At 48.1% G+C, this 19,839-nt stretch carries 18 protein-coding genes and 1 tRNA gene; 5 read left to right on the top strand and 14 right to left on the bottom strand.

The window, feature by feature from the left end; genetic code table 11:
* Positions 1-87: 87 nt before the first annotated feature.
* The 9 genes from LC508_RS26515 to LC508_RS26475 form a co-directional block, all read right to left on the bottom strand.
* Positions 88-1,710 (bottom strand): sensor histidine kinase, encoded by a 1,623-nt coding sequence (locus LC508_RS26515; RefSeq protein ID WP_103731754.1) that lies wholly within the window; start codon positions 1,708-1,710, stop codon positions 88-90.
* Complete coding sequence (locus LC508_RS26510; protein ID WP_103731753.1) at positions 1,697-2,398, bottom strand: response regulator transcription factor; 702 nt, start codon at positions 2,396-2,398, stop codon at positions 1,697-1,699. Before LC508_RS26510 ends, LC508_RS26515 begins: the two co-directional genes overlap by 14 nt.
* Before the next feature lie 178 nt (positions 2,399-2,576).
* Complete coding sequence (gene rpsR / locus LC508_RS26505; RefSeq protein WP_033140218.1) at positions 2,577-2,840, bottom strand: 30S ribosomal protein S18; 264 nt, start codon at positions 2,838-2,840, stop codon at positions 2,577-2,579.
* A gap of 34 nt (positions 2,841-2,874) precedes the next feature.
* A complete protein-coding gene (locus tag LC508_RS26500; RefSeq protein ID WP_033140219.1) occupies positions 2,875-3,339 on the bottom strand; it encodes a single-stranded DNA-binding protein in 465 nt (154 codons plus the stop codon).
* 100 nt (positions 3,340-3,439) lie between these two features.
* Positions 3,440-3,727, bottom strand: a complete 288-nt coding sequence (rpsF, locus tag LC508_RS26495; protein WP_033140220.1) for a 30S ribosomal protein S6 — start codon at positions 3,725-3,727, stop codon at positions 3,440-3,442.
* Positions 3,728-3,829: 102 nt separating this feature from the next.
* Entirely contained in the window at positions 3,830-4,018 is a 189-nt protein-coding gene (locus LC508_RS26490) for a DUF951 domain-containing protein (RefSeq protein ID WP_033140221.1), read from the bottom strand.
* 32 nt (positions 4,019-4,050) lie between these two features.
* Positions 4,051-4,776, bottom strand: coding sequence for an NAD-dependent protein deacylase (locus tag LC508_RS26485; RefSeq protein ID WP_033140222.1), 726 nt, complete (start codon positions 4,774-4,776; stop codon positions 4,051-4,053).
* Complete coding sequence (gene srtB, locus LC508_RS26480; RefSeq protein ID WP_033140223.1) at positions 4,776-5,585, bottom strand: class B sortase; 810 nt, start codon at positions 5,583-5,585, stop codon at positions 4,776-4,778. Before srtB ends, LC508_RS26485 begins: the two co-directional genes overlap by 1 nt.
* 12 nt (positions 5,586-5,597) lie before the next feature.
* The gene (locus LC508_RS26475; protein WP_103732798.1) at positions 5,598-6,821 is read right to left on the bottom strand and encodes a hypothetical protein; all 1,224 of its coding nucleotides are present in this window, start codon (positions 6,819-6,821) and stop codon (positions 5,598-5,600) included.
* A gap of 224 nt (positions 6,822-7,045) precedes the next feature.
* Here LC508_RS26475 and LC508_RS26470 point away from each other — a divergent pair.
* A tRNA-Met gene (locus tag LC508_RS26470) sits at positions 7,046-7,119 on the top strand.
* Positions 7,120-7,336: 217 nt separating this feature from the next.
* Here LC508_RS26470 and LC508_RS26465 read toward each other — a convergent pair.
* Together LC508_RS26465 and LC508_RS26460 are read right to left on the bottom strand one after the other, a co-directional pair.
* Positions 7,337-10,099, bottom strand: a complete 2,763-nt coding sequence (locus LC508_RS26465) for a glycoside hydrolase family 3 protein (RefSeq protein ID WP_103732799.1) — start codon at positions 10,097-10,099, stop codon at positions 7,337-7,339.
* A 160-nt stretch (positions 10,100-10,259) separates the two neighbouring features.
* Entirely contained in the window at positions 10,260-11,105 is an 846-nt protein-coding gene (locus tag LC508_RS26460; protein WP_054351046.1) for a MerR family transcriptional regulator, read from the bottom strand.
* Positions 11,106-11,756: 651 nt separating this feature from the next.
* Between LC508_RS26460 and LC508_RS26455 the strand changes: the two genes are divergently transcribed.
* The 4 genes from LC508_RS26455 (at position 11,757) to LC508_RS26440 (ending at position 16,744) form a co-directional block, all read left to right on the top strand.
* A complete protein-coding gene (locus LC508_RS26455; RefSeq protein ID WP_054351045.1) occupies positions 11,757-12,686 on the top strand; it encodes a helix-turn-helix domain-containing protein in 930 nt (309 codons plus the stop codon).
* A 123-nt stretch (positions 12,687-12,809) separates the two neighbouring features.
* Positions 12,810-14,483, top strand: coding sequence for an alpha-glucosidase (locus tag LC508_RS26450; protein ID WP_103732787.1), 1,674 nt, complete (start codon positions 12,810-12,812; stop codon positions 14,481-14,483).
* A 149-nt stretch (positions 14,484-14,632) separates the two neighbouring features.
* On the top strand, positions 14,633-16,120 hold the full coding sequence (gene malQ, locus LC508_RS26445) for a 4-alpha-glucanotransferase (RefSeq protein ID WP_033140229.1): 1,488 nt from the start codon (positions 14,633-14,635) through the stop codon (positions 16,118-16,120).
* A 6-nt stretch (positions 16,121-16,126) separates the two neighbouring features.
* Complete coding sequence (locus LC508_RS26440) at positions 16,127-16,744, top strand: sugar O-acetyltransferase (RefSeq protein ID WP_033140230.1); 618 nt, start codon at positions 16,127-16,129, stop codon at positions 16,742-16,744.
* Positions 16,745-16,831: 87 nt separating this feature from the next.
* On the opposite strand, the gene LC508_RS26435 is transcribed toward LC508_RS26440, so the two are convergent.
* From LC508_RS26435 to LC508_RS26425, 3 genes are read right to left on the bottom strand one after another with little or no spacing between them, the layout of a single operon-like run.
* Positions 16,832-18,211: a sensor histidine kinase gene (locus LC508_RS26435; RefSeq protein ID WP_118593816.1), complete on the bottom strand. Its 1,380-nt coding sequence runs from the start codon at positions 18,209-18,211 to the stop codon at positions 16,832-16,834.
* Entirely contained in the window at positions 18,204-18,854 is a 651-nt protein-coding gene (locus LC508_RS26430) for a response regulator transcription factor (RefSeq protein ID WP_103733064.1), read from the bottom strand. The genes LC508_RS26435 and LC508_RS26430 overlap by 8 nt, the downstream gene beginning before the upstream one ends.
* Before the next feature lie 20 nt (positions 18,855-18,874).
* The gene (locus LC508_RS26425) at positions 18,875-19,726 is read right to left on the bottom strand and encodes a metallophosphoesterase (protein WP_103733065.1); all 852 of its coding nucleotides are present in this window, start codon (positions 19,724-19,726) and stop codon (positions 18,875-18,877) included.
* Positions 19,727-19,839: the final 113 nt, after the last annotated feature.

Raw genomic sequence — 19,839 nt, 5'->3', positions numbered from 1 at the left:
ACGGTGATGCACAACTTTAAATTGCAGTTCCCATTTTCGTGCAAAATGACGAACCTTTATGCCGGGATCAAAAGCAGAAAAACGCCGTCATGTCTCAGACAGCGTTTCTCCCATTTTCATCCATATGATAAACTCTGTGGACATTCCCTTTTCCGGTTTTTTGGAAAGGCTGATATATCCCTTATGGGATTTCACGATCTTTTTGGCAATGGCAAGCCCCAGACCGGTTCCCTGCTTGCTGTTGCGGGACTCATCCCCCACAGTGAAGGGTTCAAAGATAACATCCGCGATCTCCGGAGGGATTCCCTTTCCGTTGTCCGAAATGGTGATCTTGATGCTGTTTCCCTCAGCCGCGATCTTAAAGCGCAGTATGGTTCCCTCCTGATTGTGCCGCAGCGCATTGGCAATGATATTTTCAAACACGCGCCTGAACTGCTGTGCGTCAATGTCACAAAAGAGAGGCTCCTCCGGAATGTCCACCTCCAGGTCGAATCCGGCCAGGGCAATCTCATTGTATTTGGCTGCCAAATATTCCCTGGCAAACTCACAGATATTTTCCCTTTTCAGTGTAGGGCTGAAATCAGGATGCTCCAGTTTGCTGTACTCATAAAAGGTGTTGATCAGTTCATTGAGAGCTGAGGATTTCAGATAAATGGTCCTGAGATACTGTTCCCGCCGCTCCTCAGGTATCATACCGTCACAGATAGCCCTGGCATATCCCTGGATCACCGTGATAGGAGTCTTTAAATCATGGGAAATGTCAGCCAGCATCTTCTGCTTATCCCTGTCTGCCTTCAGACGCCTCTCCTCACTCTCGTTGAGCCGGTTGGCAAGTCTGACAAAATCATCACCTATCTCCACGAACTCATTTGGCCCTCTGTACTCATTGCTGGGCTTCTCCCCCTGCTGGTACTGGGTGATGGTGCGGCTCAGAGAAGTAAGCGGCACCTTTACCTTCCGGTTCAGTTTGAGCACAAAAACGGCCACAACGATAATATACAGCGGGATTGTCAGCAGCCAGAGCCGTTCCAGGGCAGAGACAATTTGGCGGTAACTGGGGTCATCTATCTTCTTATATTTGAAGACTGCCGTGTACTTTCTGCCGTCCTCCCCGGTAAACACATGTTTCTGGTATCCGTATTTTTTTGAGACCGAATCTGTCATATACTGCAGTTCCCTCTCCCCGAGACGCTTTGCAGGAAAGTCCATGGTATTGGTCAGCACCTTATAATTTTCATCCAGGATCATGAAACTCTCTGTCTCCTCATACATTTCGCCATCCTGACTGGGAATTTGCCCGTACCGTTTCACCAGGATCTGTTTCTTTCCCTCCTGATTCGTAAAGGTTGTCGTCTCCGTAAACTCCCAGAGTGTCATTTCCGGTATACAGTACAGCTCCGCAGCAGTGAAGGACGTCTCCATCTCGTCACTGCTCTTATACACCACCTTACAGTCCTCATCCAGAACTGCAAAGTCTCCTCTTTTGCCAAGCACCTTTTTATAAGGAAATTTATCATAACTGCCTGCCTCTAAAAGCCCCTCATTTTCTTCCAGGACACTGGTGCTGGGCAGGTCCAGCCGCCTTTCAAAACCTTTGTTGATGACAGTGGAAATCAATGCCAGAATGCAGAGTATGGTCAGCGTAAATCCCACATAATTCTGTATAAGAAGAGCCAGAAAGCTTCCTGTTTTTCTCTTATCTGTCTTCAATCTTGTAACCCACTCCTCTTATGGTTTTTATGTAGCGTGGATTTTTCGGGTTATCTTCTATTTTATCCCTGAGATTGGAAATATGGACCATGATCGTGTTGTCATCACTCTCAAAATACTCCCCGCTGGTGCTCTCGTAAATCTGCACCTTTGTATAGATAGTGCCCGGCTTTTTCATAAGCAGGGCCAGAATCTTGTACTCCATTGGTGTGAGCAGAACCTCCTCGCCCTTTTTCTTCAGGACAAGCGTCTGTGTATCCAGGCTCAGATCCCCCACCTTCAGAATATAGGATTCCTCCCGTTTCGGTTTCTCTGTATTTAACTGGTAAAAACGGCGGAGGTTGGAATTCACCCTTGCCACAATCTCAAGCGGGTCAAAAGGCTTCGCCATGTAATCGTCAGCTCCCAGATTCAGGCCAAGGATCTTATCATTGCTCTTATCCCTGGCGGAGAGAATCAGAATGGGGATATTGCTGGTTTCCCGGATACGCCGGGTGAGCTCATATCCGTCCATCCGGGGCATCATAATATCAAGCACTGCCAGACTGATATCCTCCCTCTCCAGAATCTTCAGCGCCTCCACTCCATTGCCGGCCCAAAAGACGCAGTAGCCTTCATTTTCAAAATATAGTTTTAAAAGCTCCGCAATGTCCTGTTCGTCCTCAGCAATTAAAATTTTGTAATTCATGTACCTGCCTCACTTTCCTTTGTATAACCGAACGCATCCGATGTGCCCATTATAACACGTTTTTTGGTGTGATGAAACCAAAAGAGTGCTTTCCGCGTCTGCCGGACTTCTTCAGAAATATAAAAAGCGCCGCTGCACAACGCAGCGGCGCCCTATCTACAATGCTTCTGTATGCAGATTAGTCCTGAACATAAGGCATAATTGCCAGATGTCTTGCTCTCTTAATCTCTACAGTTAAAGCTCTCTGATGTTTTGCACAGTTTCCTGTGATTCTTCTCGGAAGGATTTTTCCTCTCTCAGAGACATATCTTTTTAATTTATTTGCATCTTTGTAGTTGATTTCGTTATTTTCTTTTCCACAGAACACGCAAACTTTTTTTCTTCTGCGTCCGCCTCTTCTCTTCATCGGAGAATCCGGTCTGTTACCTTTTTCGTAAGCCATGATTTTTTACCTCCTAATCAAATTCCGTCCTTTATCAGTTGAACGGTAACTCTTCGTCAATTCCGTCCGGAATGTTCATGAATCCGTCTGCAGAGGATGCTGCACCAGGTGTCGGTGAAGGCATTCCCATGCCCTGCATTCCCTGTCCGCCAGCCTGTCCCACATGGCTGTCGCTGACTGCTTTGCTCTCGGCGAACTCCTGGTCCTCAACCACAACATCTGTGGTGTAGACTTTTACGCCGTCTTTGTTCACATAGCTGCCTGTCTGGATCCTGCCGCTGATGGCGATCTTGATACCCTGACGGAAGTATTTTTCTGCAAATTCAGCCTGTCTTCCAAAAGCCACACATCCGATAAAGTCTGCGGTAGCTTCTCCGTCTCTCTTGAAACGGCGGTCAACGGCTATTGTATATCTGGCAATTGCCATAGAGTTTTCTCCTGCGGAGTATCTCACCTCAGGATCTCTGGTTAAACGACCCATTAAAATTACTTTGTTCATATCTCTACCTCATCATTTCTTACCTTGCACATAGTATCGGGAATCAGAAATCTACTTTCATAATTCTAAATGGATCCGCGTTTTGTGCCATCAGAAAGAATTAAGCGTCTTTTCTAACAACTAAATATCTTAATACATTGTCCATGATGCGAATGTGGCGTTCTACTTCTGCAGGGCAAGCTGCATCAGCTTCAAACTGGATGAAGTAGTAATATCCTTCGCGCATTTTCTGGATTTCGTAAGCTAATCTTTTTTTGCCCCACTCTTCTACTTCGGAAATAACTCCGTTGTAACGGGTAATGTAGCCTTTCGCTTTTTCCACAACTGCTGCACGAGCTTCATCTTCGATCTTCGCATTAACGACTAATGCTAATTCATATTTGTTCATGCTGTTTTTACCTCCTTATGGTCTTCTGGCCCTCTGATATGCAGAGAACAAGGATAAATAATATATCACAAGGATTTATTTTAACACATCATTCCTGGATATTCAAGCCTTTTTTTTCAAATCTTTGGTATTTTTCTCCACAATTCTCCTCGCCAGCATGATCTGGTGACCACATCCTGTGCATTTCAGTCGAAAATCAGCACCTACCCGGAGGATTTCCCATTCCTGGCTGCCGCAGGGGTGCTGTTTCTTCAGTTTTACAATATCTCCAACTTCATAACTGTAACCCATGTCCGGTTTCCTTTCTGTCTGCCTTTTCTGTTTTATTCCACGTGGATCTGTGAGAATACCTGCCCGATGGGCGCATTGATCACAAGGTCTGCCATCCGGTCCCTGGGCGTGGCATCCCGGTTGATGACTACCAGGTGCTTCCCGGTGAAATAATCGATCAGGGACGCTGCCGGATAGACAGCCAGGGAAGTTCCCCCGATGATCAGGACCTCTGCCTCGGCGATGGCCTGCACGGCTCTGGTGATCGTCCCGTTGTCCAGGCTCTCCTCATAGAGAACCACATCCGGCTTGATGATGCCGCCGCATTTTTCACATTTCGGCACGCCTTTTGCTGCCTTCATATAGGCAAAATCGTAGGATGTGCAGCATTTCATGCAGTAGTTGCGGTATACACTTCCGTGCAGCTCCAGCACGTTTCTGCTGCCGGCCATCTGATGAAGATTGTCAATATTCTGGGTAATGACAGCTTTTAACTTTCCTGCTTTTTCAAGCTCTGCCAGTTTTAAGTGCGCGGCATTTGGCTTCGCCGTATCACAGAGCATTTTGGCTTTATAAAAACGATAAAATTCTTCCGGTTTCCTCATGAAAAAGGTATGGCTTAAAATGGTCTCCGGCGGATACTCCCACTGCTGGTGATAAAGGCCGTCCACACTTCTGAAATCAGGGATACCGCTCTCTGTGGAGACCCCGGCCCCTCCGAAAAATACAATATTGCTGCTCTCTGAAATAATCTGCTGAAGCTTCTTCGTCCCTTCCATTATTTATATACCTCCGGCAGGCGTCTGGCCTGTATCACAAATCTGGTTGCATCATTTCCGGTGCAGGTTGAGAGTGTTACGATCTTATCGTCCTTGGTGGGCTCAGTGCCCACCTCAAATTCTGAGGCATCCCGCATTTTCTTCAGATACTGCGCGAACTGGTCATCCGGGGCGCTGAAAAGCGTGTAGGTATCGCCCGTGGCGGATGTTGTGTGCACCGTAAATATCTCGTAGCGGTAGCTCTTATCCGGCAGACAGATCCACAGATACGGACTGGTCAGGTTTTCCGGCTCGTGAAGTGTCCTGAAGGTGCCGAACATGGAACCGTTTTTCATATTATGCCCGTAAATGATGGTGTTGCAGTCTTCAAAATTGCTGTTGTTGGTGTGTTCCATAAAAATGGCGCCTGCGGCATTCTGCTGTCCCTCAAAAGTATAATGGAGGTAATGGTCATTGTCCGTCCCCTTCACGATAGGATAGCTCACATCAAGGGCTTCCATCTGGATCCATCCCACAATGTCAGGATTGATCTCTTTGAGGCCGGCAAAGTCGATCTGGGGGCCTATCAGCTCCTCCTTCTTCTCCTCCTCCTCCTTGGCTTTGGGTTCGTCCTTTTTGTCCTCTTTCCCGGCTTCGGGTTCTTTTACATATTCCCTTATCTTGTCGTATTCATCGGTTCCTTTTTTGTACTCCAGATAAATATTAACAAGCTGGTACGCGGAAAAAAGGAATACACAGATAGCTGCAATGAGAATGATATTCCGCAGTATGCCTCCGAATGTTGTCTTCTTTTTATTCTTCCTGCTCATGGGTGTCTCCTATCAACTGTAGTTATCGTAAAACGCATTGTAGTCCTCAGAAATGATCCTGGAGCTGGGGACCAGTTTTATGGTCAGCTCATCCGCTGTCACTGTGGTGCCTTTGGGCAGTACCGCATTTTTATATTCTCTTGTATAATCCGGATACTCTCCGCTTGGACTGGAATCCATCAGAAAACTGAAGTTCAGTCCATACTCCTGCCCCTGTTCCTTTGGAAGTTCATAGGTCACGATTCCAAAATCATCCGCAGCTATGACAATATCGTAGGTCCCTTCCGGGAAATCTTCCCCTGCCACCATGGTGTCCGTCAGTGTGATCTCCTCTGTCAGTGGGTTTGCGGAAGGTGTCACAACGGCTTCTGTCTGTGCGTTTTCGGATGTGATATGTATATTTCCGCCGCCGTTTACCATGACAATGGCACCGGTAAACAGTCTCACGTCATCTAACTGCTGTACCTGGTTCTCATCCTCACCGAAATATTCGCTGAACCACACATTACTGTCCATATCAGCCACTTCCAGACGCATGCCTTCGCCGCCCTCTGCAACGTACCGGCCCTCCGGGATGTCATATCCCACCATATACGCCCCCGCAGACAGTTCTGTGTCCCAGTTCTCCCCTTCCGGCGCCAGTTCTTTTGTAGTGTACTGGTAGGGATCAAAGGTGTATTCCGGATAATCGTAGGGCTGCTGGTAATCAAACGGTTCCTGGTAATCCGGTTCGTTAATGATCTTTTCTGTTGTCACAGTGGTCTCTGACTTGTTGGCATAGCCAATGGACACCAGGATCATGCCTGCCAGGACTGCCACCACAACCACAGTGATCCCCGCTTTGTTGCTGCCCCCTCCTCTGCCCGGCGAATACATGCCGGAACTTCCCGGTCTTTTTGATATATCACGTAAACGGTTGAAATCCACTGTGTTTTTGGTGTTTCCGCCGTTCAAAGTATATTTTCCCGGAGCTTTTCCGGCTCCCTGATTTTTTTTCGCTGCGTTCCCGCCCTGGCCCGAAGGGCTGTACTGCTGCTGACGGGGATGGTTCAGAGCCGGCTTCCTGTAAAGTTCTGTGCTCTCCTCCCCGTGCACATGCGTTAGGGGGGCATCCTCGCACTGGCTGCGATTCACCTGGGAACGGTATGCGGCATCCGATTTATTGTTGTCCATACCACATTCTGTGCAGATTCCGTTTCTTAATTTTCCACCGCATAGGATACATTTTCCCGCCATCTGTTCTCCTGCCTTTCTGCTGTTGGTGTGTTGGTTGGTTTTTGTTTTATTGTACCATAGTTGCGGGGGAAACTGAATGGTTTTTTTGAAAAGTGGCGGCAGAGCTTTTGGACACCCCGGGAAACGTCGTCCAAAGGACATGGGAAGTAAGGCTTTTTGCCTTCGATTTATTTTCTTGACATTAGTATAAAAAGGAACTATACTGAATATACTTAAATATATAACGCGGGATGGAGCAGTCTGGAAGCTCGTCGGGCTCATAACCCGAAGGTCGTAGGTTCAAATCCTACTCCCGCTACTCTGAAAAAAGGCCAGGAGAAATGTCTCCCGGCTTTTTTTGTGTCCAACTTACGGGTTGTGTACCGCAAAAAAAGAGTGCAGAACCTTCTCTCTTCCAAAGGTTCTACACTCTTCTGAACGTCATGCCGTATATATCATACCGCGTTCTATATTTCCGCCTGTATCACGCGCCCCAAACGTGGGAACAGCCTGCATGCGGTGTCATCCTTTTCCTATCAAAAGCCTCTGCTCATCTCTTCCTGCAGTTCCACTGTCACGGTCTGGATCTTCATTCCTCCCTGTGCAAAATACAGCCTTATATAGTTATGAGGGCCGAACAACGGACCAATGGTTTTTTCTATCTCTATCCACTCCCCATTCGTTCCGTTGATGGTAATCGTCCCCTCCAGGTGCCCGTTTGCAAATACGGAGACAGGAATCTGCGCCAGCTCACTGCCGTCTGCCTTTACTTTCAGGCGCACGGTATAAGATCCGAAAGTATCCAGTAAAATCCCGTACACCACGCTTTTTCCTTTTGACGTATCTATCTCTGTACCGTCCAGAACCAGCTTTCCGTCCACCTTGTGATAGGTAATATCAAAATCCACCTTGTCCTCTCCGGCCATAACTTCACCGGCCTTTTTTTCCTCCTCGGACATTCTGCCGAGGGACCGTTCCATCACCGGAGATTTCATGAGCATGCGGCAGATATTTCCCGCACTCCGCAGAAGAGCGCCGCGTTTCAGAGTTCCCTCTTTCAGGCTCTTCATCAGGTTATCTTTATTTGTGAGCGAATCCTGTGTCACCATATAGACATCATTCTGACTCCGTACCATAGCGGCCAGATTATCCGTGGAGGCAGGGCCTCCCTCGTCGTTTAAGTCAGCCCACCAGTCAGTCATGACCATACCGTCAAAATTCCATTCTTTCCTCAGGATGGTGGTCAGAAGGTCGTAATTGCTGGCTGTCCACAGACCGTTTATTGCGCCGTAGGTGGTCATGATGGAATAGGCTTTTCCCTCTTTTACTGCGATCTCAAAGCCCCGGAGATAGATTTCCCTCAGTGCCCGCTCTGACATGACGGAGTCCAGAAGTCTTCTGTGGTATTCCTGGTTATTGGCCGCAAAATGTTTCACGGTTCCTGTTACACCATAGCGTGCCATACCCTTTAACTGGGCGGATGCCATCATACCGGTCAGATACGGGTCCTCTGAGAAATATTCAAAGTTACGCCCATTTAAGGGATTTCTGTGGATATTGATTCCGGGGCCGAGAAGCGTATCAATGCGGTTTTTCCTGAGCTCAGCACCTTCCATTTCGTATAAGGCTTCCGACAGCTCCGTGTCAAATGTGCAGGCCAGACAAGTACCGTTCGGCATGGAAAATGCAGGTGTTCCGCAGTCCATACGGATACCGGAAGGGCCGTCCGCACAGCAGCCGCAGGGAATGCCGTACCTCTGCAGGGATTCCGTGACACCGCCGAAAGCCGCTGCAGTTCCGGGCGTTACCTTTGGAGAACACATGCCTTCCCCTCTGACGATGCAGCACAGATCCTCCTCTGAAAGCTGTGCCAGAAATTCGTCCAGGGACAGTTCCCCGTCAAAAACTTCTCCCAGTGTGTATCCTTTATCCCCTGTGTAAGTAATGTCCGGAAGCGTTTCCGTCTGCACACGTTCCTGCATTTTATGAGTGCGCACAGGCACCTCTTCCCACGCCAAAACACCGCCTTTTCCGACGCGCATTCTCTCAAATTTCCTGACCGGGCCGGCAGCTTCCGTACAGGCAGAAATCACCTCTGTCTCCGGAATCTCAAAGCTTCCGGCAGCTTCGGCGCTTCGCACATCTGTACCTGCATAGACTTCATAACTGCCCTTCTCCAGAACATAACAGGACTTGTGTCCTGTCACGCCGCTGTCGTCATAGGAGGCGATATCATAATCCGAAAACTTTAAGGTAAGTTCCTGTTCTTCTCCCGGAACAAGGCATTTTGTCTTGGCAAACGCAGCCAGATTTCTAAGGGGTTTCCCTAATTTTCCCTGGGGAGGATTTACATATACCTGCACCACTTCTTTTCCCGGAAGGGCGCCTGTGTTGGTGACCTTTACACGGACTATTGTCTCCCCATCCCGGTGTTCTGCGGGGCTGCACGTGATTCCAAAGCCGGTATAAGACAGACCAAATCCAAAGGGATACAGCACTTTGTCCCTGGCAAACGTCTCAAAATAACGGTACCCCACATAGATATCCTCTGTGTAGAGATCAAAGGTATCTCCACCGAAATTCTCTGTGGAGGGGTAGTCAGAGATATCATGTGCGATGGTATCAGCCAGTTTTCCGCAGGGATTTACCCGTCCTGTCAGCACATCTGCAACACTGTGGCCGCCTTCCTGGCCTCCCTGCCAGGTGTAAAGAACAGCGGATGGTCTGTATTTATCCACCCACTTCATGTCAATGATATTTCCCACATTCAGGACAACAATGACTCTCTCAAAGGCACGGCACACCTTAGAAAGCATATCCTCTTCCAAATCCGTCAGAAGATAGCTTCCCTTCTCTGCCGAAGCGTCCCTGTCCTCCCCAGCAGTACGGCCGATCACAATGACTGCCGCGTCGGATTTGGCTGCTGCCTCCTCCACCAGTTTTTCTTCCAGAGGCATTTCCTCCTGGCACCAGGGCTCCTGCGCCCAGCCGCTTCCCTGGTCAAAAGGATGCTCTGCGATCCAGGAACGGTAAACCTCTGCCAGTTCCTCATTGACGGACAAATTTTCTTCCTCCAGCAGGGCATCGGTTATACCCACTACATATTTTGCATTTACAAGGCCTCCTGAACCGGTTCCGCTCTTATAATAATGGAACTGGATCCTGCCGAATACGGAAATCGTCTCCTTTTTTAAGGGCAGGGCCTGATCGTCATTTTTAAGCAGTACCGCTCCCTCTGCTGCTGCCTGACGGGCAAGGGAGGCGTATTTTTCCCAGTTGATCACATATTTATTTTCCACTTTGTTTCTCCTATCCGCGTGATTTATTCTTTCTTCATTTTACCTTCGCGCGGAGTAAAAGACAATATGACGTTTTTGACACATATTAGGCTGATTTTGACCTAAAAAAACAGGCCTGCCGGACGGAATGGACTCCGTCCGACAGCCTGCTGTCTTCCAATCACTTAAAATATTCCCATATGGCCCCTGCAAAATACTGTGCCATACCTTCCCCGTACTGTCCGTCAAATGCCTCTTTTGCTGCCTGATTTTCCCGGTAAAGATCTGCCAGCTCCAGCATTATTTTCTCTGCGTCGGATATCTGGTAAAGCTGTTTTGAAACAAATTCATACTCGCCGATAAGGGATTTGACCTCAAAAGAATCCTGCGGCATCTCTCTTTTTGCTGCCAGTCTGCTGCAGATATCATTAAGCCGGTTCTGGTATGCCTGCACGACCTCAGCACCGGCAGGATTTTTTGAGGCATCCAGTGCAGCCTGCTTATCGCCGTACCACTCCACCACTTTTTTGAAGTTTTCCTGTACATTTTCACTGGATGCATTTTCTATATAATGCGCTTTGAAAGCCTCCATACTGCCGAATTTCTCCCGGACTGCCTGTCTCTGGCTCTCATTCATTTTGTCTGTCATATGTTTATATAACTCTTCAATTTCCGCTTTGCTGAACACATCAAAATCCATCTTGTCTTCTCCTTTCAAAATGTCATTCATGTTGGAAATCAGGCGTTCCAGGCGCTTCATTTTCAGTTCCAGAAGTCTTTTCTGGCTTCTCAAAACCTGCTCCCGGTCATAATCAGGACTGTCCAGAATGGCCTTTATTTCTTTCAGGGGCATATCAAACTCCCGAAAGAATAGAATCTGCCGCAGAATCTCCAGGGCTTTATCGTCATAAAACCTGTATCCCGCCTCATTACATACCGTGGGTCTTAACAGACCGATCTGATCATAATAATGAAGCGCACGCACGCTGATACCTGTCATTTCAGAAACCTGTTTTACAGTCCTCATATATTTCTTCCTCCTGTCTTTCCTGATTTACAGATTACACTATGACGCTCCGTCAGAGTCAAGAGGATATTTAAGTTTTTTCCTAACCGGACGTCACCCGGCCCCTGGCATCTCTTACGCAAACACCCGCAACGCTCGGCCGAGCTAACCGTTAACTGCAACTAAGACGCTCGGGAAAGCCCTCGCGCCTAAGTTTCCGTAAACGGTGGATCTCGTCCTCCCTAAATACGCGGGCAAATGTTTGCGTAAGAGATGCCAGGGCCCGGGTGACTGTATATTGGATAACGGAAGATTTCAAAAACATAATATTTTAAAATTCTCGCTTCCAACGCACAGTCATGGGGGCATGGGTATCTCTCATGCAGACATTCCCGCGCTTTTAGCGATGGCAAGATCCACCGTTTACGGAAACTTAGACACGAGGGCTCTCCCGAGTGCTCTTAGTTGCAGTTAACGGTTAGCTTGACTGAGCGTTGCGGGTGTCTGCGTGAGAGATACCCATGCCCCCATGACGTCCGGTTCAGCCATATACCCACATATTTTCCTTGTTGCTCCCAATATTCTGTGCTATGCTTTTTATCAGAATGATTTAGTACGGGGCGCAAATCGTTAAAATGGTTACAAACACGCCCCTGGAAAGGCGGGGAGCATATGAAATTACCGGACAACTCTGATATGGATCTGAAGGAGCAGAAAGACCACGGCACAGCCTCTTTCCCCTGCGGCCTCTATGAAATCTTCGAGGTCACAGACTGGGAAGGAGTAAAACATCACTGGCATGACGAGGTGGAAATCCTGTATTTTATGAAAGGAGACTTCCAACTGGATGTCAATATGGAGACTTATCACATACAGGAGGAGTGTTTTTATTTCATCAACGCCGGGGATCTGCATTCCATCCATCCAAAGTCCGCCTGCCTGGAATCTGCCGTGCTCTTTCACCCTCGCATTTTAAGTTTTGACAATTATGATATCGCCCAGAGCCGTATCCTCCAGCCCCTGTTAAAGAAAAAACTCTATTTCCCCCTGTGTCTGAGTCCTAAGGACCCCGCCTTTTCTGCAGTCAAAAAAGAATATCTGGATATTGTAAATGTATTTTACCAGAGTGGTTCCTACCTCTCAAAGGAAGGGCAGACGGTGACGGAAGACCTGCCCTCCCAGCTCTTTATCCGGGCCGGCCTCCTGAAAATACTGGGTATTCTGGCAGGTGAGGGACTGCTGACCACACAGGAGAAAACCGATGATTACAGAGTGGAAATCATCAAAAATTCCCTGGCTTACATCCATGAACATTATCAGGAAAAATTCTATATCCACGACCTGGCCCGGCAGGCAGGCATGAACGAACAGTATTTCTGCCGCTTTTTTAAAAAGGCCATCGGCAGGACGCCTGTCACCTATATCAATGAATACCGCATCGGCCGTGCCATCACCCTGCTCCAGGACACGGAACTGCCGGTCATGGACATCTGCCTGGACTGCGGTTTCAACAATCTTGGGAATTTTCTTCGGGAGTTCCGTAAGAAGACCGGCTCCACACCTCTGCAGTACAGAAAAACTTTCCGCAGCGAAAAGTCATAATTTCGTAGTTTTTAATCAAATATTCGTAAGACAAACCGTGTCAAATGTCAGTATAATAATCCTCGTCAGGCGGCAGAAGAAAGCTGCCAAAAATCAGATCGATCATACGGAGGTATATTGAACATGCAAAGAAAATGGTGGCACGGCAAAGTGGCATATCAGATTTATCCAAAAAGTTTTTATGATTCCAACGGAGACGGCATCGGTGATCTGCCGGGCATCATCAGCAAGCTGGACTATTTAAAGGATTTGGGTGTGGACATCATCTGGATTTCCCCCATCTATGCATCTCCTTTTGCAGACCAGGGTTATGATATCTCGGATTACTATAAAATCGACCCCTCCTTCGGCACCATGGAGGATATGGACCACCTGCTGAAAGAGGCAGAAAAACGCGGTATGTACATTCTCATGGACCTGGTGGTAAACCACTGTTCCGATGAACATGAATGGTTCCAAAAGGCCTGCGCGGACCCGGACGGGGAATACGGCAACTTCTTCTACATAGAGGACAGAAAAGAAGGCGAACTGCCCTGCAACTGGAGAAGCTACTTCGGCGGCTCTGTGTGGGAACCCCTTCCCGGACGCCCGGACAAGCAGTACATGCACGTGTTCCACAAAAAACAGCCGGACCTGAACTGGGAAAACGAAGCCGTCAGGGAAGAGGTTTACAAAAACATCAACTGGTGGCTGGACAAGGGCCTTGGCGGGTTCCGCATTGACGCGATCATCAATATCAAGAAAAAGCTTCCTTACAAAGATTACCCGGTTGACCGCGAAGACGGATTGAGCCTCATTGACAATATGCTGGAGGATGCCACAGGGGTTGGTGAATTTCTGGGCGAAATGCGTGACCGCACCTTCAAGCCCCACGACGCGTTTACGGTAGGTGAAGTGTTCAATGAAAAAGAAGAGGAGATTCCTGATTTCATCGGAGACAACGGCTACTTCTCCTCCATGTTTGACTTTGCCGAAACCTCTTTCGGCAAGAGTGAAAAGGGATGGTATGACTGTAAACGCATCACACCGGATGACTACAAGAAATGCTGCTTCCACTCCCAAAAGCGCGTAGGTGACATCGGATTTTTATCCAACATCATTGAAAACCATGACGAGCCCCGGGGTGTCAGCTACTATATTCCGGAAGGTGACTGCTGCGATACCAGCAAAAAAATGCTGGCTGCCCTGTATTTCATGCTGAAAGGCCTTCCTTTCATCTATCAGGGACAGGAGATCGGCATGGAAAACCTGGGTGTGATCCCACTGGAGGAGGTTGACGATATCAGCGCTCTTGACCAGTACCACGTAGCACGGGAGGCCGGATATTCTGAGGAAGAGGCGCTGAAGATCATGGCAACCTACAACCGTGACAACGCCAGATCTCCCATGCAGTGGAACAGCCGGGAGAACGCCGGCTTCACTACAGGTAAACCATGGCTTATCCTCAATCCCAACTACACAGAGATCAATGTGGAATCCCAGATCCATGATGAAAATTCCGTGTACGCTTTCTATAAGGCACTGATCGCCCTGAGAAAAGATCCGGAATATCAGGAAACCGTAGTGTACGGGGAGCTGGTTCCCTATCTCGAGGAGCGCCACAACCTTATGTCCTATTTCCGCAGAGGTGACAAGGACCTGCTTGTGATCGGCAATTACCAGAAGGAGGAGCAGACCATAGAACTGCCTGCTGCCTGCAAAAAGGTCCTGATCAACAACTATCCTGATATGAACCTTACAGATCATTCCATAACCTTACACGGCTACCAGGTATTGGTGCTGGAACTGGAGAAATAAATGTAACGGTTGGGTACCCTCACAGTTACGGGCAGACCTGCTGATTCGTTACAAATAGGTTTCCATTTCCGCTGCATCTATGATAAAATAACCCCATAAGCCCAAGCGGTACATCCGCCGGCTCTGAATACGATCAGGGGGTTTTACCTATGAGAGAAAGCGGAATTTTACTTCCCATATCCAGCCTTCCGTCAGGCTACGGAATCGGCTGTTTTTCAAAAGAAGCCTATACATTTGCGGACCAGCTCGCATCTGCCGGGCAGAAATACTGGCAGATTCTGCCTCTGGGTCCCACAAGCTACGGAGATTCACCTTACCAGTCATTCTCCACCTATGCAGGCAATCCTTACTTTATTGACCTGGAGGTTCTGATCAGCGAGGGTGTACTCTCGCAGGAAGAATGCGACGATGCTGACTTCGGCAGCGATCCCAGGTCTGTGGACTACGGAAAGATATACAAAGCGCGTTTTAAACTGCTCCGCACAGCATACGAGCGGAGCAATGTATCACAGAATCAGGATTTTCTGACTTTTTGTTCCGATAATTCCTGGTGGCTTGAGGACTATGCGCTCTTCATGGCAGTGAAGAATTTCTTCGGGGATGAATGCTGGGACCAATGGCCGGAGGATATCAGAAAACGCTATGGATATGCCCTGGACTACTACAGGGAAAAACTGTATTTTGATATCGAATTTTACAAATATATGCAGTTTCAGTTCACCTGCCAGTGGCAGAAGCTGAAATCCTATGCAAACCAAAAGGGCATCCGGATCATCGGGGATATCCCCATCTATGTTGCCTACGATAGTGCTGATACCTGGGCACATCCGGAGCTGTTCCAGCTTGACGAAGATAATGTGCCCGTGGCTGTAGCCGGCTGTCCGCCCGATGGATTCGCCGCAGACGGCCAGCTCTGGGGCAATCCTCTTTACCGCTGGGATTACCATAGAAACACCGGATTTGCCTGGTGGATGGAACGTCTCTCCTACACCTTCCGGCTCTATGACGTGGTGAGAATCGACCATTTCCGGGGATTTGACGAATATTTTTCCATTCCCTACGGAGACACCACCGCCTGGAACGGGCACTGGGAAAAAGGCCCCGGCATGGAGATTTTCAACAAAATGAAGGAAGTCCTTGGCTGGAGAGATGTCATTGCCGAAGATCTGGGATATGTGACCGATTCTGTGCGCCATATGGTCTGGGAAAGCGGATTTCCCGGCATGAAAGTGTTTGAATTTGCCTTTGACACCAGGGATACGGGATGTGCCAGTGACTACCTGCCCCACAATTATCCTGAGAATTCCGTGGTCTATACAGGCACCCATGACAATGCCACATTAAATGGTTGGTACCAGGATATTTCAGCGAAGGAAAAGGAAATGCTGCGTGATTACCTGCACGACTACACTACTGCAGACAGAAGTCTGTACTGGGAGGTCATCTGCCGGGTCATGGGAAGCTGCGCACGCCTGTGCATCATCCCCATGCAGGATTACCTGGGCCTTGGCAATGACTGCCGCATGAACACCCCGTCCACTCTGGGTGAAAACTGGAAGTGGCGGCTCCTGCCCGGTGAATTTTCGCAGGATTTACAGAACCGGATACGGAAAATCACAAGAATTTATGAAAGGTAACAGATTATGACGCAAAAAGAACGCATGCTGAAAGAAATGCTCTACTACCCGGCAGATACCGTGCTTACCGAAGAGCGTGCAAAAGCAAAAGAGCTTTGCTATGACTTTAACCAGTGCCGCCCTTCCCAGGGAGAAAAAAGAGTTGCCATCTTAAAGGAACTGCTGGGAAAGACCGGAGAGAATGTCTGGATGGAACAGCCCATCTATTTTGATTACGGCAGCAACACAGAAGTGGGTGAAAACTTCTTCGCCAATGCCAACTGTGTGATTTTAGATGTCGCTAAAGTGACCATCGGAAAAAATGTTATGTTTGCCCCCAATGTCTCCATCTACACTGCCGGCCATCCCCTGCACCCGGAAACCAGAAATTCCGGCTGGGAATATGGTATCGGAATATCCATCGGTGACAATGTATGGGTAGGCGGCAATGTGGTGATCAATCCGGGCGTGCATATTGGAAACAATGTGGTGATCGGCTCCGGCAGTGTTGTCACAAAGGATATCCCGGACAACAGCGTGGCCGTGGGAAATCCGGCCAGGGTCATCAAAGAGATCACGGATGAGGATAAGAAATATTATTTCAAAGACCGCCTCTTTGAGACCGGCGGAGAGATTACAGAATAAGCATAAAAAGCCCGTATCATAAGGCTGCATTACGGCAGTCTTTTGGTACGGGTTTTATCGTTCCGGAAGATCCGATGTCTCTTTGGATCAATCCAGGGGTATCTTCAGGATAAAAGAGAGCATTTCGTCTTCTAAGGTACAGGTTATCTCGCAGTTTAGCTTCTGAACCATTTTCTTCACCATCGTAAGGCCCAGTCCTGTCCCGGAAAGATGTTTATTGCGTGACTGCTCTCCCACATAGTATGGATCCCATATTTTCTCCAGATTCAGGTGTTCCTTCCGGCACTCATTTTTTATGATGAAAACCACCTGTTCGGCGTTTTTCTGCAGGGTGATCCATATCTTATGACCGGAAGCGTATTTTACGGCGTTTGTAATCAGGTTGGAAAAAACAGATTCCATCCACTCTCCGTTTGTTGTCACCACAGTCTGCGCTTGGATATCCGGGACAAATTCCAGATTCTGCTCTTTCGAAAGCGGCGTGCAGGATTCCAGGATATCCTGCAGCATGTCACTGAGATCATATGGTTCAAGGGATGGCTCTTTTTTCTCAATGCGGGTCAAAAACAGCAGCCTGTTTATCATCCGGTCCATCTGACTGCTCTGCTGCATGATCGTGTCCAGAAAGGTGCCGTCATCCAGACCGTCTTTTATCCCGTCTGCATAGAGCCTGATCAGGGAAACCGGCGTTTTCAGATCGTGGGCGACATTGTCCAGAAGCTGTTCCATCTGTTCCTTTTTATTCTGCAGGGATTTCTGGTAGGCCGTGATCTGGTTTCCCATGGCATTGAGATTGGCGGCTGCCCTCTCCAGTTCATCATTCGTATGGATCTCCAGCGGATGAAATTCGTTTCTTCCCATGGAGGCAGCAAAGGCATCGAATTGTTTCAGCGGCGCGGTCACCCTTCTCACCAGAATAAAAATAAACAGAAGAGACAGTAAAATGGTAAGGAAACTGATGGATACCGTACATGCGTTCATGATCCGGACCGCATCTTTTATATCAGGAAGGATCATGGCAACTGAAAACAGTCTGGAGTCCCCGGCAGCGTATTCCACAAGCAGACTGTAATTTAATTTTTCCTGGCTGTAGAGGCGGATTCTGTTCTTCCCGCGCATCACCTCTTTGTAATCTTCTTCCCACAGCCAGAACTTCTGAAACCCAACACCTTTTACCTGAAAAGCATCTCTTATTTCATAATTGATCATGTCATTGTCCGAGCTGCGGCTGTCTGCGGATACGGCTATCACTTTATTTTCCGCCTCAATTTCCCGGATCGCCTCTTCATAGGGTACGCCGTCATCCACTGCTTCCATGAGCCTGCCGCAAATCTCAGAGAGACTCTTTTTTTTCTGGTGCAGATAATATTTATCCACAAAACCGGCGTTTAACAGGGCTGATGCACAGGTGGAAACAGACAGTATGACAAGAATGCCTGCCATGAATTTTTGTGATAGCTTATTCATAAGCTTCCTCCATCCTATAGCCTGAACCAAAACTGGTTTTGATGCAGGAATCACCGATCTTTTTTCTCAGACGCCGGATATGCGTATCCACGGTCCGCACATCCCCTGCGTAATCCATCCCCCAGACGCTGTCCAAAATCTGTTCCCTGGACAGGATCATGTTCTTATTCACGAGAAAATAATGAAGCAGATCGTATTCCTTTTTCGTCAGATCCACCTTCTTTTGGTCCATCCGCACCTCATGAGTCTGGGGATTCAGGGAAACCGCTCCGCAGCGCAGGATGGATTCCATATTGCACAGTTTTTTTATGCGCACCAGCAGGATTTCCATATCAAAAGGTTTCCTGATATAATCGTCTGCCCCTGTGACAAGGCCCTGCAATTCACTGGCCGCTGCTGACTTTGCGGTGAGCATGATGATCTTCACCGGAATTTTCATACGGCGGATCTCCCTGCACACAGAAAGTCCGTCTCTTCCGGGCATCATCCAGTCTAAGATCATCAGGTCCGCCCCATCCGTTTCAAAATAATCAAGCGCGTCCTCCCCGTTAAAAACAGTCTGCACGGTGTACCCCTCTCTCTCCAGATACAGCTTTAAAATACGGCTCATATTTTCATCATCTTCTGCGATCAAAACCTTCATGTGTTCTCTCTCCCCAATATTCAGATATAAATTTCAAACACTGTGATCTCCGGAACCACACCAAAGCGGGCGGAAATATGGGTAGTCCCAAGTCCGGTATTTACATACAGCTTCTGTTTCCCCTCCTCTCCCACCCGGTACATCCCTCCGCTGTATTTGGAGGAGAGGGAGGTCGCTGCCACGGCCCTTTCGTTTACAAAGGGAAGAAACGGAATCCTGACCTGCCCTCCATGGCTGTGCCCGCTTAAGATCAGTGGATGACCGCTGTCCGGAAACGTCAGGACGCTGTCCGGCTCATGGGTCAGGAGGATCTTAAAATCCGCCGCGTCCGTTCCGGTCATATCCGGCATGGACGGCTGCCCCAGAAGAGAATCATCCAGACCTGTAAACTGTATTTTTTTCCCGTTCTTCGTTGTAATGAACATACTCTCATTTTTAAGTAATGTAAACCCCGAAAGTTCCATGATCTCCTGATATTTTCGCACCGCGCCGCCACCGTAGTCCCTGTTTCCCCATATGGCAATCTTTCCATATTCCGCATGCAGCTTTTTCAATTCGGAGATAATGCGGCTGTCATCGCTGTATTTTGCATAATTATCATATAAATCTCCTGTAAAGACAACAAAATCCGGTGACAGGCGATTGCATCTCTCCACTATTTTCTCCAGATTTTTGTATGTGAAGTCCTCCTTTATATGAATATCTGAGATCTGAACGATCTTTACAGGTTCTGCACTGCTTTCTTCTGCCCCCATGGCAAAGGTATTGACGCTGATCCGGAACGGTTCGATCCGAAATGCATAGAAGATACAGCCTGCGGTCAGAAGAAATAACAGACAAACGGCGAAAATCAGTTTCTTTAATATTTTCATAATTCTTTTATACTCCCTTTCTCAGTATGGAATCAAATCGTTTACTTCATCCATCCTGTTAAAGGATAAAAAAGAGTTGTGACAGCCATGTTACAAAAAACGGCATGGAGGCC

It is taken from the genome of Blautia parvula, assembly GCF_020215665.1.
Lineage (GTDB): Bacteria > Bacillota > Clostridia > Lachnospirales > Lachnospiraceae > Blautia > Blautia celeris.
This window is presented reverse-complemented; position numbering and strand designations above follow the sequence as displayed.

What these genes read in the sequence shown, in the direction of transcription:
- LC508_RS26510 (WP_103731753.1), bottom strand. Translation starts at nt 2,398, where the DNA reads ATGAATTACAAAATTTTAATTGCTGAGGACGAACAGGACATTGCGGAG.
- rpsR (WP_033140218.1), bottom strand. Translation starts at nt 2,840, where the DNA reads ATGGCTTACGAAAAAGGTAACAGACCGGATTCTCCGATGAAGAGAAGA.
- LC508_RS26500 (WP_033140219.1), bottom strand. Translation starts at nt 3,339, where the DNA reads ATGAACAAAGTAATTTTAATGGGTCGTTTAACCAGAGATCCTGAGGTG.
- rpsF (WP_033140220.1), bottom strand. Translation starts at nt 3,727, where the DNA reads ATGAACAAATATGAATTAGCATTAGTCGTTAATGCGAAGATCGAAGAT.
- LC508_RS26490 (WP_033140221.1), bottom strand. Translation starts at nt 4,018, where the DNA reads ATGGGTTACAGTTATGAAGTTGGAGATATTGTAAAACTGAAGAAACAG.
- LC508_RS26485 (WP_033140222.1), bottom strand. Translation starts at nt 4,776, where the DNA reads ATGGAAGGGACGAAGAAGCTTCAGCAGATTATTTCAGAGAGCAGCAAT.
- srtB (WP_033140223.1), bottom strand. Translation starts at nt 5,585, where the DNA reads ATGAGCAGGAAGAATAAAAAGAAGACAACATTCGGAGGCATACTGCGG.
- LC508_RS26475 (WP_103732798.1), bottom strand. Translation starts at nt 6,821, where the DNA reads ATGGCGGGAAAATGTATCCTATGCGGTGGAAAATTAAGAAACGGAATC.
- LC508_RS26460 (WP_054351046.1), bottom strand. Translation starts at nt 11,105, where the DNA reads ATGAGGACTGTAAAACAGGTTTCTGAAATGACAGGTATCAGCGTGCGT.
- LC508_RS26455 (WP_054351045.1), top strand. Translation starts at nt 11,757, where the DNA reads ATGAAATTACCGGACAACTCTGATATGGATCTGAAGGAGCAGAAAGAC.
- LC508_RS26450 (WP_103732787.1), top strand. Translation starts at nt 12,810, where the DNA reads ATGCAAAGAAAATGGTGGCACGGCAAAGTGGCATATCAGATTTATCCA.
- malQ (WP_033140229.1), top strand. Translation starts at nt 14,633, where the DNA reads ATGAGAGAAAGCGGAATTTTACTTCCCATATCCAGCCTTCCGTCAGGC.
- LC508_RS26440 (WP_033140230.1), top strand. Translation starts at nt 16,127, where the DNA reads ATGACGCAAAAAGAACGCATGCTGAAAGAAATGCTCTACTACCCGGCA.
- LC508_RS26435 (WP_118593816.1), bottom strand. Translation starts at nt 18,211, where the DNA reads ATGAATAAGCTATCACAAAAATTCATGGCAGGCATTCTTGTCATACTG.
- LC508_RS26430 (WP_103733064.1), bottom strand. Translation starts at nt 18,854, where the DNA reads ATGAAGGTTTTGATCGCAGAAGATGATGAAAATATGAGCCGTATTTTA.
- LC508_RS26425 (WP_103733065.1), bottom strand. Translation starts at nt 19,726, where the DNA reads ATGAAAATATTAAAGAAACTGATTTTCGCCGTTTGTCTGTTATTTCTT.